General features: G+C 62.9%; 13 protein-coding genes. 2 read left to right on the forward strand and 11 right to left on the reverse strand.

What is annotated here, in order from left to right:
- Positions 1–64: 64 nt before the first annotated feature.
- Both AX724_RS08065 and AX724_RS24720 read left to right on the forward strand, forming a co-directional pair.
- A complete protein-coding gene (locus AX724_RS08065) occupies positions 65–928 on the forward strand; it encodes an MFS transporter (RefSeq protein WP_082733440.1) in 864 nt (287 codons plus the stop codon).
- A 151-nt stretch (positions 929–1,079) separates the two neighbouring features.
- Positions 1,080–1,298: a transposase gene (locus AX724_RS24720; protein WP_082733441.1), complete on the forward strand. Its 219-nt coding sequence runs from the start codon at positions 1,080–1,082 to the stop codon at positions 1,296–1,298.
- Between the two features lie 12 nt (positions 1,299–1,310).
- Here AX724_RS24720 and AX724_RS08075 read toward each other — a convergent pair whose 3' ends face one another.
- From AX724_RS08075 to AX724_RS08125, 11 genes are all read right to left on the reverse strand, one after another.
- Positions 1,311–2,411, reverse strand: a complete 1,101-nt coding sequence (locus tag AX724_RS08075; RefSeq protein WP_066765205.1) for an FUSC family protein — start codon at positions 2,409–2,411, stop codon at positions 1,311–1,313.
- 30 nt (positions 2,412–2,441) lie between these two features.
- Positions 2,442–3,344: a LysR family transcriptional regulator gene (locus AX724_RS08080; protein WP_066765206.1), complete on the reverse strand. Its 903-nt coding sequence runs from the start codon at positions 3,342–3,344 to the stop codon at positions 2,442–2,444.
- Between the two features lie 112 nt (positions 3,345–3,456).
- The gene (locus AX724_RS08085) at positions 3,457–5,625 is read right to left on the reverse strand and encodes an outer membrane protein assembly factor BamB family protein (protein ID WP_066765208.1); all 2,169 of its coding nucleotides are present in this window, start codon (positions 5,623–5,625) and stop codon (positions 3,457–3,459) included.
- A 25-nt stretch (positions 5,626–5,650) separates the two neighbouring features.
- On the reverse strand, positions 5,651–6,994 hold the full coding sequence (locus tag AX724_RS08090; RefSeq protein ID WP_231736574.1) for a carbohydrate porin: 1,344 nt from the start codon (positions 6,992–6,994) through the stop codon (positions 5,651–5,653).
- Between the two features lie 35 nt (positions 6,995–7,029).
- Positions 7,030–9,453 carry a membrane-bound PQQ-dependent dehydrogenase, glucose/quinate/shikimate family gene (locus AX724_RS08095; RefSeq protein WP_231736576.1) on the reverse strand — a complete coding sequence of 808 codons (2,424 nt, stop codon included), beginning with the start codon at positions 9,451–9,453 and terminating at the stop codon, positions 7,030–7,032.
- A complete protein-coding gene (locus AX724_RS08100; RefSeq protein ID WP_066765211.1) occupies positions 9,453–10,073 on the reverse strand; it encodes an alpha/beta hydrolase in 621 nt (206 codons plus the stop codon). The genes AX724_RS08095 and AX724_RS08100 overlap by 1 nt, the downstream gene beginning before the upstream one ends.
- A complete protein-coding gene (locus tag AX724_RS08105; RefSeq protein WP_066765212.1) occupies positions 10,070–11,059 on the reverse strand; it encodes a glutathione S-transferase family protein in 990 nt (329 codons plus the stop codon). Before AX724_RS08105 ends, AX724_RS08100 begins: the two co-directional genes overlap by 4 nt.
- Before the next feature lie 14 nt (positions 11,060–11,073).
- Complete coding sequence (locus AX724_RS08110; RefSeq protein ID WP_066765213.1) at positions 11,074–11,844, reverse strand: isochorismatase family protein; 771 nt, start codon at positions 11,842–11,844, stop codon at positions 11,074–11,076.
- A 49-nt stretch (positions 11,845–11,893) separates the two neighbouring features.
- Complete coding sequence (locus AX724_RS08115) at positions 11,894–12,310, reverse strand: DoxX family protein (protein ID WP_066765215.1); 417 nt, start codon at positions 12,308–12,310, stop codon at positions 11,894–11,896.
- A gap of 151 nt (positions 12,311–12,461) precedes the next feature.
- Positions 12,462–13,079, reverse strand: coding sequence for a UbiX family flavin prenyltransferase (locus AX724_RS08120; RefSeq protein ID WP_066765216.1), 618 nt, complete (start codon positions 13,077–13,079; stop codon positions 12,462–12,464).
- Positions 13,076–14,638, reverse strand: coding sequence for a UbiD family decarboxylase (locus tag AX724_RS08125; RefSeq protein WP_082733443.1), 1,563 nt, complete (start codon positions 14,636–14,638; stop codon positions 13,076–13,078). The genes AX724_RS08120 and AX724_RS08125 overlap by 4 nt, the downstream gene beginning before the upstream one ends.
- Between the last annotated feature and the right edge of the window lie 7 nt (positions 14,639–14,645).

Below are 14,645 nucleotides of genomic sequence, written 5' to 3' on the forward strand. Positions count from 1 at the left end.
ACCGACACATCAAACCCGGCACGCCCCAGTGCAGCGGGCTCATGAATAAGCCGGGCTAAGTGAAATTGCCACCAAGGGACGGCGCGGCTTTTTTGGATCGCTGCAATATACAACAATCATCGCCGGTCAGTTATTGGCCCTGCTCACTATCATAATCCTGCAGCAACTGCTGAGCGCGACGCAGCTCTCCGAATGGGGCTGGCGCATCCCCTTCTTAATGGGGGCGATGGGCGCAGTGGTCGTATTCTACCTTCGCCGGGGCATGGTCGAAACAGCTTCGAAGAAAAGTATGAACCGCGAAGGCGCGGGCACGCTTGGCGCGCTTATGCAGCACAAGCGCGCAGTGGTTCTCACGCTTATCTTTACGATCGGTGGATCCCTATACTTCTACACTTTCACCACCTACATGCAGAAATTCCTGGTTCTCTCAGGCGTGGTCGATACGCGCACCGCCAGTGTGGTGATGGGCATCTCCCTGGTCGTTTTCATGGTGATGCAGCCGATCTTCGGTGCATTGAGCGACCGCTTGGGAATCCGCACACATATGCGGGTGTTCACAGGTCTGGCGGCTATCTTTGTCGTGCCGATCCTCTTTGGCATTCAAGCTAGCCGGGATCCTTGGATTGCAGGCATGCTGGTTGTCGCAGGTCTGACCATCGCAGCCTTTTACACCCCGATCGCGGGGCTGTTGAAAGCAGACATGTTCCCCGTGGAGATTCGAGCATTGGGCGTAGGTTTCCCATACGCTATAGGTAATGCCCTGTTCGGGGGAACGGCCGAATATGTTGCTTTGCGACTAAGAGAGGCGAACATCGAGAGCACATATTTCTATTATGTGGCGGTCGTATGCGTTATCGCCTTCATCGCTGCACTGGTAATGCCCGATCTGCGTAAGAAAGGATATCTCGACGGTGCAGGGCAAGTCTGACCAGGTGGAGTTGCCGTTCCCAGTTTGGAGTCGATGGACTTGGACAAGTGCCCGCGGTGAAATTAGATGACGTTACTTTTCACAGAAAGCGGGTGACCTGCTCTCCGGAAATCATGGCATGGTAAGTTAGCTCGACAGATGACGACGAGGGATGTGGCGAGGCCGCTTTGCCGAGGATCAGATCAGTGGCGTGTTGCGCGAGCACGAGGCTGGCGTGAAGACTGCGGAGCTATGCCGGAAGCACAGCATCCACCCCATCAGTTCAGAGCGATATCGAAGCTGGGTAATCGGCAATCTGCAGCGCCACGCTAACGCCTTCGGCTTATCCCTCCAGCAGCTGCCGCCAAAACCAGAGATAGCTGCTTCTTAGGAAGGAAGATGATCACGCGTTCCGACTCTCAGCGAGACGGGCCGCGAGATCGTGAAAATCCTGCCGCATCCTGCGCAGCGTGTAAGCGAGGCCAAAGACGCGCCCGACCGTATCGAAGGGCATGCCGCGAGCGACGTCCGAGTGCTGCAGGCTCACAAAGGCGGTCTCGAAGACGTCGGCGGCGTCCGCTTCATGATCTGACGCTATGGTGCTGTTGTCCGCCATGGCGTCCGCACAGGCCCGCGCGAAACGCGCCTGCGAGTACAGCATCTCCGCAGCCGCAATCCCTACGGCATCCCGGACAGGCAGAGGGAAAGGGTGCTCGAGCAGGCCTCCCATCTGCGAGATGGAGTTGCGCAGGCGCCACAAGGTGCGGGGAATGGCGTCGGAGACATCGTCGCGGACCAGCCCCAGCTTTTTCTCGCGCTGGGCATCGACGAAAATTGTCTCGGCCACCATCAGCGATTTGCGCAAGGCGATATTGGCCTCGGACACCGACAGCGCCTCGCCGCTCTCAAGGGCGATGCCCTGGGCATCGAGCAGATCGGCCATGGCACCCAGTACGGCGCGGAACCGCTCGATCATCCTGTTGCGTGAGCGGACAGGCAGGACGAAGCGGCTCGCCAGCACCCCGGCAACGCCGCCCAACGAGATTTCGATGATGCGATCCACCACGAAGGCGCCTACCGGAAAATCGGGCGTGCGCGTGAGCAACACTATAGCGGCAGTAAGAGCGGCACCGCGCATGCGCGGTTGACGCACCGCCCCGAAGGTTAGAACTCCCGACACGAGGACCAGGGAAAGACCTGTCGCCAGCGGGGTGTGTGGCATCGCCAACACCACCAGGCCACCCAGGACTGCCCCCGCGATCGTCGCGATCAGGCGATCGATTGCGGCGCCTGCGGTGGCGCCTGCCGACCCTTGCATCACGATAAGTAGGGTGAAGATCGCCCAGGCGCCTTGCCGCAGCCCGAGATACTCGACGATTCCATAGGTGACCAGGCAGGCCACCATGACGCGGATCGCTTGTGCGATCGCTGGCGAGAGAGAGGGAGCCGGCTTTGTGTCGCGCAGAAGTCCGGCTGACACTTCAGGACGATGCAAATGGGGCATGGACTTCTTTCACGGGCGAGACAGTGTTGTTCACGGTGATGGCCTGCTGCCGAAGGAGGACACCAGGAAATCGATCAGCACGCGCACCTTGAGCGCGAGCTGACGCGCAGGCGGATATATGGCGTAGATGGTGAAGGTCGCGTCTTCCCAGTCTGGCAACAAGCGCACGACACGCCCGGCCTCCAGGCTGTCCTGCGCGATGAAGTCGGGCACGATGCCTACGCCGAGACCCGCCTCGATCGCGGTCAGGCAGGCTTCGCCATCGGAGACCCGCATCACCGGCGCGACGACAGTGACCTGCGTCTTACCGCTGTCCGGCTCGCGAAACCGCCAGTTGAGCGGTTCGCGGAAATTGGTGTCGATGATGCAGTCGTGATGGTGGATATCCTTGGGCTGGGATAAGGGCTCCCGGCTTTCGAGATAGGCTGGCGCGGCGAGCAGCAGGTTGCGCGCCTCGTGTAGCTTGCGGGCGATCAGGCTGCTGTCGGCAGGGCGTCCGACCCGCACGGCGATGTCATAGCCGTCATGGATCAGGTCGCGAGCGTCGTCGGAAAGATCGATGTCGAGTTCGATCTCACTATAGTTCCGTGCAAAATCGACGAGCAGCGGCATCAGTCGCAACTTGCCGAAGGACAAGGGGATCGTGAGCCGCAGCCGGCCGCGCGGCGTTCCCGAGGAGGTACGCACCGAGGCATCGAGTTCATCGATATCCTCGACCAGGGTCTTCATCCGCGCATGATAGGCCATGCCGATTTCGGTCAGCGACAGGGCGCGGGTCGTACGGCGCAAAAGCTGGACGCCAAGATTCTGCTCGAGCTTCTGAACCAGCTTTGACGCCTGTCCACTGCTGATCCCGAGCTTTTGTGCGGCCCCAGCAAAACTGCCTGCTTCGACGACGGTCAGAAAGGCCCGGTCGCATTCCAGTCTGTTCATCGATCCTCCCTTCTGCTTCCAGGCACCAGGTCCGGGCTTGCATCATTTCATTCGAATGGTCGGCGAGCCGCCATGAACCATCGTCCATAACAGCCCGCCAACCCTTATGGCATCAGGTGACGATGATCTTGCCGGTATTCTGCGGGTAAAGCGGGTCGTTGAAGAAATATTCGCCCGGACTGTCGAGCCGGTGCGAGGATGACTGCCCTGGCATCAGGACGCCCGTGTCGAAGACCGGATCGAAAAAGGCCGCCGCGCCATGCGCCGATGTGCTGTCCGCCGGGTTCAGGAAGGTCACGGTCGTGCCCGCAGGCACGCGCAGCACCTGGGGCGCCATCGCGTTTTCGGCCGTGAAATTTTCTTTGCCCGCAGGCGCATTGGCTTTCGTATCCCATTGCCGACCCAGCACGACGCGGTTCTGCACCGCAGCGCCCTCGACCGGCGCGGCCAGTATGTCGCGGCGTTTCGCCGGTGCGCGCGGCGCCTTGGCGGGGGGCAGGGTCCCGCCCAGCTTGAACGCCCAGAGATGGTCACCCTTTGGGCTGTCGGCATAGGGGTAATATTGGCCGCCCGCCAGGACCGCGACATATTGTTCGCCGTCAACTTCATAGGTGATCGGGCTGGTATGTACACCCGCGCCCGTCTGGAATGTCCAGAGCGTGCGGCCGTCGCGCGCATCCATGACGTGCAGCAGCCCGTCGGGATGCCCCTGCATCATCAGGCCGCCTGCCGTGGTGACGATATTGTTGCCATGCGCCAGCGCCCATTCGCTTTCCTTGCGCCACACCACCTGATTGGTGCGCGGATCGAAGGTGACGATGCCGCCGGAAAAGGCTTCGCCATAAGGGCGCGACGTGTTGATGCCACCGCCGCGAACATTGGTGTAGCTGGACGAAATCAGCCCATAGCCCACCGTGATCCAGCCCGTATCCGGGTTGAAGGACGGATAGGCCCAGTCCATGCCGCCCGCCGCGCCGGGAAAGATCGATGTCGGCCGGTCCCAGAAAGCGGTGAACAGGCCGCCCGCCCGATAGAATGGCACGGGCCGCGTGGAATTGGCATAGTCGGGCGCCTGATGAACCAGCGCGCCTCCATCCTTGGGGAAGGGCTGGGTCGGCGATGTTTTCTGGCGGGGCTCCTGCGGAACGGGGCGCTCCTCGACGGCGTGGATCGGCTCGCCGGTCACGCGGTCCAGCACGAAATAATGGCCGACCTTGCTGCCATAGATCACCGCCTTGCGCAGCTTGCCGCCGACCTCGATGTCGACCAGCGGCGGCGCCATCACATTGTCATAGTCCCAGATGTCGTGATGGACCGACTGGAAATGCCAGCGGCGCTTGCCCGTCTTTGCATCGATCGCGACGATGCAGTTGGCGAACAGATTGTTGCCCGGCCGCGCCGAGCCATCGGTGCGCGAATAGGGATTGCCGAACGTCCAGTAGACCAGCCCCAGATCCGGGTCGATCGACGGATGAATCCACGGCACCGCGCCGCCGGTCTTCCAGGCGTCGCCACCCTCCCAGCTTTCATGGCCGAACTCGCCGGGACCGGGCACGGTCCAGAAGGTCCAGACGACCTTGCCGGTCGCGGCGTCCAGCGCATAGGCGCGTCCGCGCACGCCGTTGGTGGACCCTTCCATGCCGACATAGATGAGGCCGTCCCAATGGACGATCGCGCCCGCCAGCGTGGCGTCGGGCAGTCCCTTGAACAGGTCGTCGCCGGGCCGGGTGGTGACGAGGTTCGCGCCCTCCTCTTCCGGCGTCAGCAGCGGCGTCTTCCAGACCGGCTTGCCCGTTTTGCGATCCAGCGCATAAACGAAATTGTCGCCCGAGGTGGTGAAGACCTTGTCGCCCGCGACCGCGACGCCGCGCATGTTGGTGGTGCGCTTGCCGACATTGGTTTTCCACAGGGTCGCGCCCGTCTTGCCGTCGACAGCGAAGACATTCTGCTGGGTGGTCTGGACATAGAGCACGCCATCGACCGCCACGATCGAGGATTGCTGGTTCTTCGTCGTGTCGCCGCCTTCCAGCGAGACATGCCAGGCGCCGCCGAGACGCCCGACATTGTCACGGTTGATACGGCTCAGAACCGAATGGTTATGGTTGGCGAGATTGCCGCCGACCTTGGGATAGTCCTTCCCCGCGATGCCAAGACTGGCGGGCTGGGGCTGCGCTTTGCCGACCTGCGATACCGCAGCTTCGCCCTTCGTGGCGGCCAACGCCATCACGCCTGCCGCGCCTAGTCCCGCACTGCCCAGAAAGTGGCGTCTTTTCATGTCCATGTCTTTGTCTCCTGTGCTTGATCTGTCAGAATTGCATCTTGACCTGGCCACCGAGCGCCAGGGCATTCTTGATCGGACGATTGCTGAAGGCGCCGGGGTTGACGATGTACTGAATGTCGGGCCGGACCAGCAGCCAGTGGTTGACCTGCACGCCGTAGCTCAGCTCGATCGCAGTCTCGCCCGAGGGCGGAATCCCAACCCCAACCGGATCGAGCGTATCGACGTAGGTTGCGCGGATGCGCGGGTTGAGGGTCGCGTGGACGAAGCCCAGCCCGAGCGTGTCGGCGTCACGGCCCCTGAACGTGCCGGTCTGGATTAGCCCCAGCGTGTACCAGCGTGTGATCTGTGCCGAGGCGCGCGGGTTCACCGTAAACGCGCCGATCGCGCCCAGCGAGCGCTGACCGCTTTCGCGCACCAGCATCTGGCTTGCCAAAGCATAGAAGCCGACGCGTTCACCCGTGGTGCCGGGCCCCGGCGTGCGCACCGCGTCGGCGGTATCATAGTAGAAGCCGAGCTTGTAGCTGCCCGGTAGCGCCCGGTCGCCGGCACGCTGGCCAGGCGTATATTCCAGCTCTACCGGCAGGATGACGCCGGAGGTGTGGCCGGCAAAAGGCTTGAAGGCATTGGCTTCCTGACCAAGCGCCGGATTGACCTGATAGACACCGGTACGGACCATGAGATCGTGCCGCGCGCGGACACGGAAAGCCGCGCCCCAGCGGGCGTTGGGGTAATTGTACCAGTCGCTATCTCCCGACATTGACAGCGGATGTGCGCAGAAGGCGGCATTGACGAAGGTGCAGCCTGCGGAAATGCCGCCAAGGTCATTACCCATCGCGAAATAGCCGAGGCGCATGTTGATGGCGCCGCCCGCGAAATCCTGTTCCCAGGTGAGTTCGGTCAGCTTGGTATATTGGCCACCATAGGCTTCCTGGATCGGCAGGCGGTTGCCGACGAAGTCCGAGGAGATGCCGTCGCCGCGTCGATCATTGACCGTAAAATGGAATTTTGCGCCTTTCCATCCCGCGATCCGCTCCATGTCGAGATCGAAGCCGACACGGACCTGCTGGGTGTAAGCCGTGCCCTTGCGAAGACCGCCATCGGCGACCGTGAAGCTCTCGGAGACGTAATCGCCCCTGACCGTGATGCCGCCGTCCGCGAGCTTGGGGCGCGGTCCGCCCCAGTCGCCGGTCAGTGTCGTTTGCTCCGCGACCTCAGATCGCTTTTCAGTAGTGGCAACCGGGGGCGCATCTTCAGCCATGGCAGGCTGCGCCATGCCGAACAGGCAGGCCAAGGCGGCAAGCGAGGGGTTGCTGGAGAGTATGTCAATGCTTTTGCGCATAGTGAACCCGATCGCCGGGATGGGCTTCACCCCGGCGCTATTGGAGTTGAAAAGGTCGGTTTCGATCAGGGCAGACGATAGGCGATTACATAATCCCCGCGATCGGGCGACTGGCGCGCACCGCCCGCCGTCACGACGACATATTGCCTGCCCGACTTTGGAGAGCGGAAACTCATCGGACCGCCCTGGCTGCCGACCGGCAGGCGTCCCTTCCACAATTCCCGGCCCGTGCCGCTGTCGAATGCGCGAAGGTAGAAATCCTGCGTGCCGGCGATGAAGACGAGGCCGCCCTGCGTGGTCAGTGTCCCGCCCAGCGTCGGCATGCCGATCGGGATGGGAAGCCCCATGCGGATGCCCATCGGCCCGGTGTCTTTCACCGTGCCTACCGGCACCTGCCATTTGATGGCGCGGGTCTTCATGTCGATCGCGGTCAGCGTGCCGAACGGCGGCGCCTGGCAGGGAATGCCGAGTGCGGAGAGGAAGCGGTTCTTGTTAACCGCATAAGGTGTCCCCTTCATCGGCACCGCCCCCATGCCTGCGTTCACCGCTTCGCCGCCATTGTTCTTCTGGCTCTGGGATTCCGCCGTCTGGGGGATCATCTGCGACCAGAGGCCTAGTCGCATGTCGTTGGCATAGATGGTCTGACTATTGGGATCGACCGACAGACTGCCCCAGTTCATGCCGCCCAGCGATCCGGGGAAGCTGAGCGATTTGTCGGTGCCGGGTGCGGTATAGAGGCCGTCATAGCGCATCGACTTGAAGGCGATGCGGCACAGGAGCTGGTCGAACGGCGTTGCGCCCCACATGTCCGCTTCGGTGAGTGTCTGCGCGCCGATTTGCGGCATGCCGACCGAGCGGGGTTGGGTAAGCGCATAGGGTTCGCCGGGAATATTGGCGGGTTTGACCCGCTGCTCGACCACTTTGGTAAGAGGCTTGCCGGTGCGGCGATCCAGGACATAAATCTGCCCCGCCTTAGTGCCGAACACCAGTGCGGGGACTGGCTTTCCGCCGACCGGGAAGTCGATCAGCGTGGGCGCCATCGGCAGGTCGAAATCCCACAGGTCGTTATGGACGGTCTGGTAATGCCATTTTTCGCGGCCTGTCGTCGCGTCGATAGCCAACATCGACGCGCCATAGCGATGGTCCAGCGGTGTGCGGGGCACGCCATAGACATCGACCGACGAACTGCCCATCGGCGCGAAGACGGTATTGCTCGTCGCGTCATAGGTCATGCCGGCCCAGCTGTTGGGCGTGGAGCGGACATAGGTCCGGCCTGTCGCGGGCGCGGCCTTGTCTTCCGGATTGCCGGGATCGAAGGCCCAGCGCATCTTGCCGGTGATGACGTCGAAGCCGCGCAGCACACCGCCGGGCATGTCGACCTGGACATTGTCGGCAATGCGGCCGCCGACCACGACCGTTGTCCCTGCCAGCGTCGGCGCGGAGGTGAGCTGATATTGCGGATCGGGGGCTGCGCCCAGGCCAGCTTTCAGGTCAACAACGCCGTTGCTGCCGAAATCCGGGCACAGCCTGCCGGTGTCGGCATCGATGGCGATCAGTCGCGCGTCAATCGTATTGACGAAGAGGCGGCGCTGGCAAGGCGCATCCGGCGCCAGCGCCGCGGCCGGAACGGGGGGCGATCCAGGCACCACCGGCTGCTTCAAAGATGCGCGCGCATCGAAATAGGCCAGGCCCCGGCAGCGCTGCCAAATCTGGCTCTTCGCATTGACCATCACCTTCCATTTCTGGCGGCCTGTATCGGCATCGAGGGCGATGACGTCGTTATGCGGCGTGCAGACATAGAGGGTGTCGCCGATCTGGAGCGGTGTGTTCTGGTCTTCCGCGCCGTTGCCGTCGCTCACCGCGACGTCGCCCGTGCGATAGGTCCAGGCCACTGCAAGCTGGTCGACATTGTCCCGATTGATCTGGTCGAGCGCTGCAAAACGGGTGTTGTCGGCGCCATGGCCATAGGCGCTCCAGTCGGACGCCTGGGCACCGCCGCGCAGTGGGAAGAGCGCCGGTTCCATGCCTGCGAAGGCAACAGGAGGGTGAGGCACGAACATGCCCGCGAAGCCCGCCGCGCAGGCCAGCGCGAGCACGCCCCCGATCCCGAAGGACGCGGCATAGGCAGGCGGACGCCCTGCGAAGCGGCGCAGCAGCGGCATGCTGAGCGCCACCACCACTGCGCCCACGCTGATCGCCAGCAGACGCGAGATCAGCGGCCAGAAACTCAAGCCAACCTCCCACAGCGCCCAGAGAAGCGTCGCAGCCCAGATCGCGCCGAAGAGCAGGGCGCCCGCAGGCTTGCGACGGAGGATGAGCAGCCCCGACGCGAGGAGCGCGGCCCCCGCCAGAAGGAAATAGGCGCTGCCGCCCAGCAGGATGAGCTTGCCGCCACCGATCAGGAAGAAGCCGCCCGCCACGAGCAGGATCGTCCCCAACAGGAGAAGCCAAAGTCGCGCCGTCCTTCCGGGCACCATCGCCTTATCCATCATTTGCGTCCTTTATCCGTCAGTCTGCGGGCCAGAAAATCCGCCGCCCGATTTGCGCCATCAGGACTGATCTGGTGGCCAATGCCTCCCAGGTTGCTCACTTCCACGTCGAAGCCCAGCTCGCTGAGCGCCGTCTCGGCTTCCCCGCAAAGCGCGATCGGCATTGTCGGGTCGGCTGTCCCATGCACCAGCAGCACGGGCGTCGCACCGGTGGCCGCCAATGGCGGGGGCGACGCGAAGCGGCCGGAGAAAGCCACGACCGCACCGACCGGCCAGCGCCCGGATGCCACCGCGTCGAGGGCCATGATGGAACCCTGCGAGAAGCCGACCAGCGCCACGCGATCGAGGCGATCGGCGAAGCCTTGTTCGGTGACGACACCCTCGATCATGCGATTGAAGGCGGCACGGGCATCACGCACCCGCTCCGGTCGATTGCCGTCCGTGACGCCCGCCACGCTGAACCATTGCCTCCCGTTGCCGCCGAAGTCGAAAGGAAAGGGACCATCAGGCGCGGCGAAGACCGTCCCGGGCAGGGCATCCTGCCACAGGTCGCCCAGTCCCGCGAGGTCGGCGCCACGGCTACCCACCCCATGCAGGAAAATGACCAGCCTGTCGCTCATGCCATTGCTTCCGCCCGACCGAGGCGGACCGGCGCGACATCGGGAAGATCGGGACCAATGGGCACGATGCCATTGGGATTGAGCGACTTTATCGAATAATAGCCCTGTTTGATGTGATCGATATTTACCGTCTCGCGGATGCCCGGCACCGCCAGCATTGCGCGCAAATGGGTGCTGAGATGCGGATAATCGGCAATGCGGCGCAGGTTGCATTTGAAGAGGCCATGATAGGCCGCATCAAAACGCACCAGTGTCACGAACAGGCGGATGTCGGTTTCGGTGACGCGTTCGCCGAACAGGAACGGGCCATCCTTTTCCAGCCGGCGTTCCAGCGCATCGAGCATGCCGAACACGTCCTGGAATGCTTCTTCATAAGCCAGTTGGGTCGTGGCAAAACCGGCACGATAGACGCCGTTGTTAAGCACCGGATAGATTTTGTCGCTCAGCGCATCGATCGCCGCGCGCAAATCTTCAGGATAGAGATCGACGTCCTGACGGGCGAGTTCGCCAAAACCGCTGTTGAACATGCGCAGGATGTCGGCGGACTCGTTGTTGACGATCGTGCCGCGCTGCTTGTCCCACAACACCGGCACCGTCGCGCGGCCCGTATAATTTGGATCGGCACGGGTGTAGATCTCGTGCATGTACGTGGCGCCGTTGAGCGTATCGCGGTCCGCGCCGGGATAGTCGCCGAACCGCCAGCCCTGGTTGGTGAGCGCGGGCTCGACGGCCGAGACAGAGACCACGTCTTCCAGCCCTTTGAGCTTGCGGGCGATCAACGTGCGCGAGGCCCAGGGGCAGATCAGCGCGACGTAGAGATGATAGCGACCGGCTTCCGCTTGAAACCCAGCTTCGCCAGTCGGACCGGCCGAGCCGTCGGGCGTCACCCAGTTGCGAAAGCCGGAAATCTGGCGGACGAAACCGCCCTTGGCATCTGTTGCCTGGACCGGCTGCCAGTCCTCGGTCCATTTTCCGTCGATAAGCATGGTGCTGTCCCTCCTTACTTCACCAGGCCGAACGGATCGGGCACGACATGACCATTGGCGTTGTTCCAGAAATTCTGGAGCACGAAGCCATATTCGGAGAAGTTCTGGCTGAACGGCTCGAGCATCGCGTTGGCGGTCGGTGACTTCCAATCGGCTTGCAGTTCGCAGGCCAGCGCAAAGGTTGTCACCAGTTCCGCCCCGGCATTGCTCATGCGGGACATGGCGGCATCGGCCTCATACCGGTTCCAGGCGCCGCAGGCATCGACCACGGGGTAGACCGCATAGCCGTCGTTGAGCATCGAAAGCGTCGGCAGCGCGCAGCAGGTTCCGATGGTGACACCCGCAATAATGATGTGCCGGCGGCCGGTCTGCTCGACCAGATCCTCGATCGCCTTGCGGAAGGTCGGGTCCTCGTAGCAGTTGATGATGCCGGTGCGGCGATAGATTGGCTGATCGGCGAAGATCTCCTTGATCTCCGGCAGATTGTCGCCGTTCTGCCACTGGGCGTTGGACGAGGTAATGAGAACCGGCATGTCCAGCGCCTTGGCCGTGCGGGCGAGGCCGATGACATTGCTTTTGAGTTCTGCGAGCGAGCTTGTGTCGCGCATCCCTGCCATCAGGCCGATCTGGTGATCGACAAGCAGGACGATGCTGTTCTGGGCAGTCGGTTTGTCATGGCCGTAACGACCGGCAGCGCGGGCTTCGGCGGCGCTGGCGCGGTTCGGCAGCGCGCCGTCGGTGATCGGGCTGACGATGTCGGCAGGGCGGACGGGAATGTCGGACATGGTAGGTCTTTCGGATTATCGGGCAGGATCGAAAGCGAGGCTGATCGGTTCAGCGATCCGACGTCGCGACAGGCGTGGGGACAATCGTTTTCGCGCCATCGCCGAGCAGGGCGAGGACCAGCAGGCCAACGATCCAGAAAGCGGGATATTCCCAGCCGCCATTTTCATTGTTGAAGAAGAAACCGGCCTTCAGATGGACAGTGGCGATGGCTCCGAGCAGGTCCGGGATCATCACCAGCGCTGCGAGGCGCGGCATGAAGCCCAGGATAAGTGCAAGGCCGCCCACGACTTCCCAGGCAATGGTGACATAGGCAAGCCATTCAGGCAGGCCGAGCGAGGCGAAGAACGCGGCAGTGCCTGCGGGCGTAAAGACGAAAATTTTGAGGCCGGCATGGGCCAGGAACAAGGCGCCCAGCGTCACGCGGAGGAGGAGGGCGGCATAGGGAGCTGTGCGGGTATCGATCATGTCGGGGACTTTCGATGAAGTGTCGTTACGCCGACCGATATGCACTCCGTTTTATTCGATGATAATCCGGGCAGATGCCGCTTCACCTCTTCCATATTGGAAGCAATGCCGACGGCGGGCGTCGGTCGGGAACCCGCCATCGGCATAACTGTCAGGGGGTTATCCTGACGACCGCCGCGCCGGATGGCGCGGCTTCACCTTCTTCTCCCCAGCGAGGCATGTTGGGCATGTCCAGATCGAAGCAATCGAACGCGCGGCCGAGCGCATGATCCACGAGATCGGCGATGGTCTCAGGCTTGGTGTAGAAGGCGGGCACCGGTGGGTGAATGATCCCGCCCATCTCCGTCACCGTGAGCATATTGCGGATATGGCGGGCATGGAGCGGGGCCTCGCGGACCATCAGCACCAGCTTGCGCCGTTCCTTCAGCACGACGTCGGCCGCGCGCGTTAGCAGCGTGGTGGTGACGCCTGACGCGACCTCCGCCAGCGTGCGTACCGAACAGGGCGCGATCAGCATGCCCATCGTTCGGAAGGAGCCGCTCGCGATCGCGGCGCCAACATCCTGGATGGGATAGACATGGTCGGCGAGCGCGTGAAGCTGGTCGCGGGTCATGTCGGTCTCATAGGCGCGCGTCATCTCGCCGGCGCGTGAGACGACAAGGTGGGTTTCCACTCCCATCTCGCGCAATACTTCCAGCGCACGGATGCCGAACTGGATGCCGGTCGCTCCGGTGATGCCGACGATCATCCGTTGCGGGGCGGCGCTCATACCTGTTCCTCCTTTTTCGGGAAGAGCGATGGCGCCCAAAGGCTGGGATCGACATCCTTGAACTGCGCCCGGATGAAATGCTCCTTGAGATGGAACGGAACGGTGCAGTCGAAGATCGTCTTGGTAGTCGTGCCCTTGGCGGTGACACGGGGATCGTAAAATGGTGTCTGCGAGGGATCGAGCACGTGGCCTGCGACGCCCGGCACGCAGATCGTGTCCATGTCGCCCGAATAACGTGTCTGCATCGCCCAGAGCACATCGTCGCTGTCGAACAGGTCGACATCTTCGTCGACCAGGATGACGTTCTTGAGTTCGCGATAAACCGCAAGCGCGATCAGTGCGGCCTGCCGGGTGAGTCCGTCATCGCCGTCACCCCGCTTCTTTACCTGGATGATCGCGAGGAACTTGCCGCCGCCCGAACTGTGCGCATAGACATTCTTGACCAGGCCGGGAATGGCCTGCTCGCATTCGAGATGGATGCTGGCCTCGGTCGGAATGCCGGCCAGGCTCACATGCTCCTCGCCGGGACCGACCAGGGTCTGCAGGATCGGGTTCCGCCGGGTGGTGATCGCCGTCACCTTGATAACCGGCAATGACGGATTGGCGTCGCCCGTATAGCCGGGAAATTCCGGCATGGCCTTGCCAGTCTTTGTATGCTGATCTTCTTCGACCCGCACATCGGGCAGAATCTCGCCCTCGATGATGATCTCCGCCTGCGCGATCGCACGCTGCGGCACGGTCAGGCACTCGACCAGTTCGACCGGCCGTCCGCGCAATCCGCCTGCTACACAAAGTTCATCGAAACCGAAAGGCGTCGTCGGCGCCTCAAATTCGGCGCCGATGTAGATTGCCGGGTCCAGCCCCATGTTGATCGACACCGCGAGCGGCTTTCCCGCCGCCTCTGCCTTCTGGCGGAAGGCATCGATATGCCTGCCGGGCGCGAAGAAGATCGAGAGCTCGTCCTTGCCCTGCACGCAGAGGCGATGGATCGTCACATCGACATTGTCGCGATCGTCGGGGTCGCTGCCAAGGACGAGGCCGAGGCAGAAAAACGGGCCTGCATCCTCTTCGGTATTGGTAGGGGCGGGCAGGATCTTGCGCAGGTCGAAGCCTTCGTCGCTGGCGCGATAGACCACTTCCTGGCAGGGCGCGTCCTTGTTCTCGATCACCACGGGCGGGGTGACGTTGCGGCGCGCCTGCGCCATCTGGATGCCGAGTTCGCGCACCGGTGCGCCGAGCAGATGGCTCACCCGCTCGCGGCTCGCCATCAGGCCGACCAGCACGCGGGACTCCGGGAATCCCTTGATGGCGTTGAAGGTCATGGCCGGGCCAATCCGTGTCGGACGCATCACTGTGCCGCCCGCACCGACATGGCGATAGACACCCGCCAGTTCGGCATGGGGATCGACCTCGCAGTCGGTCTCGATATACTGGCCGGGCAGCGTCTTGAGCAGTTCGATCGCGGAACGCAGATCGTTGACCGGCGGTACGTTCCAGCCCTGCGGATGGGGCTCGCCCGGCTGGACGACATGATAGCTGTTGGGCGCTTTCTGGGGCATGGGGGTG

The sequence above is a fragment of the Sphingobium sp. CCH11-B1 genome, from assembly GCF_001556865.1.
In the GTDB taxonomy this organism is placed as follows: domain Bacteria; phylum Pseudomonadota; class Alphaproteobacteria; order Sphingomonadales; family Sphingomonadaceae; genus Sphingobium.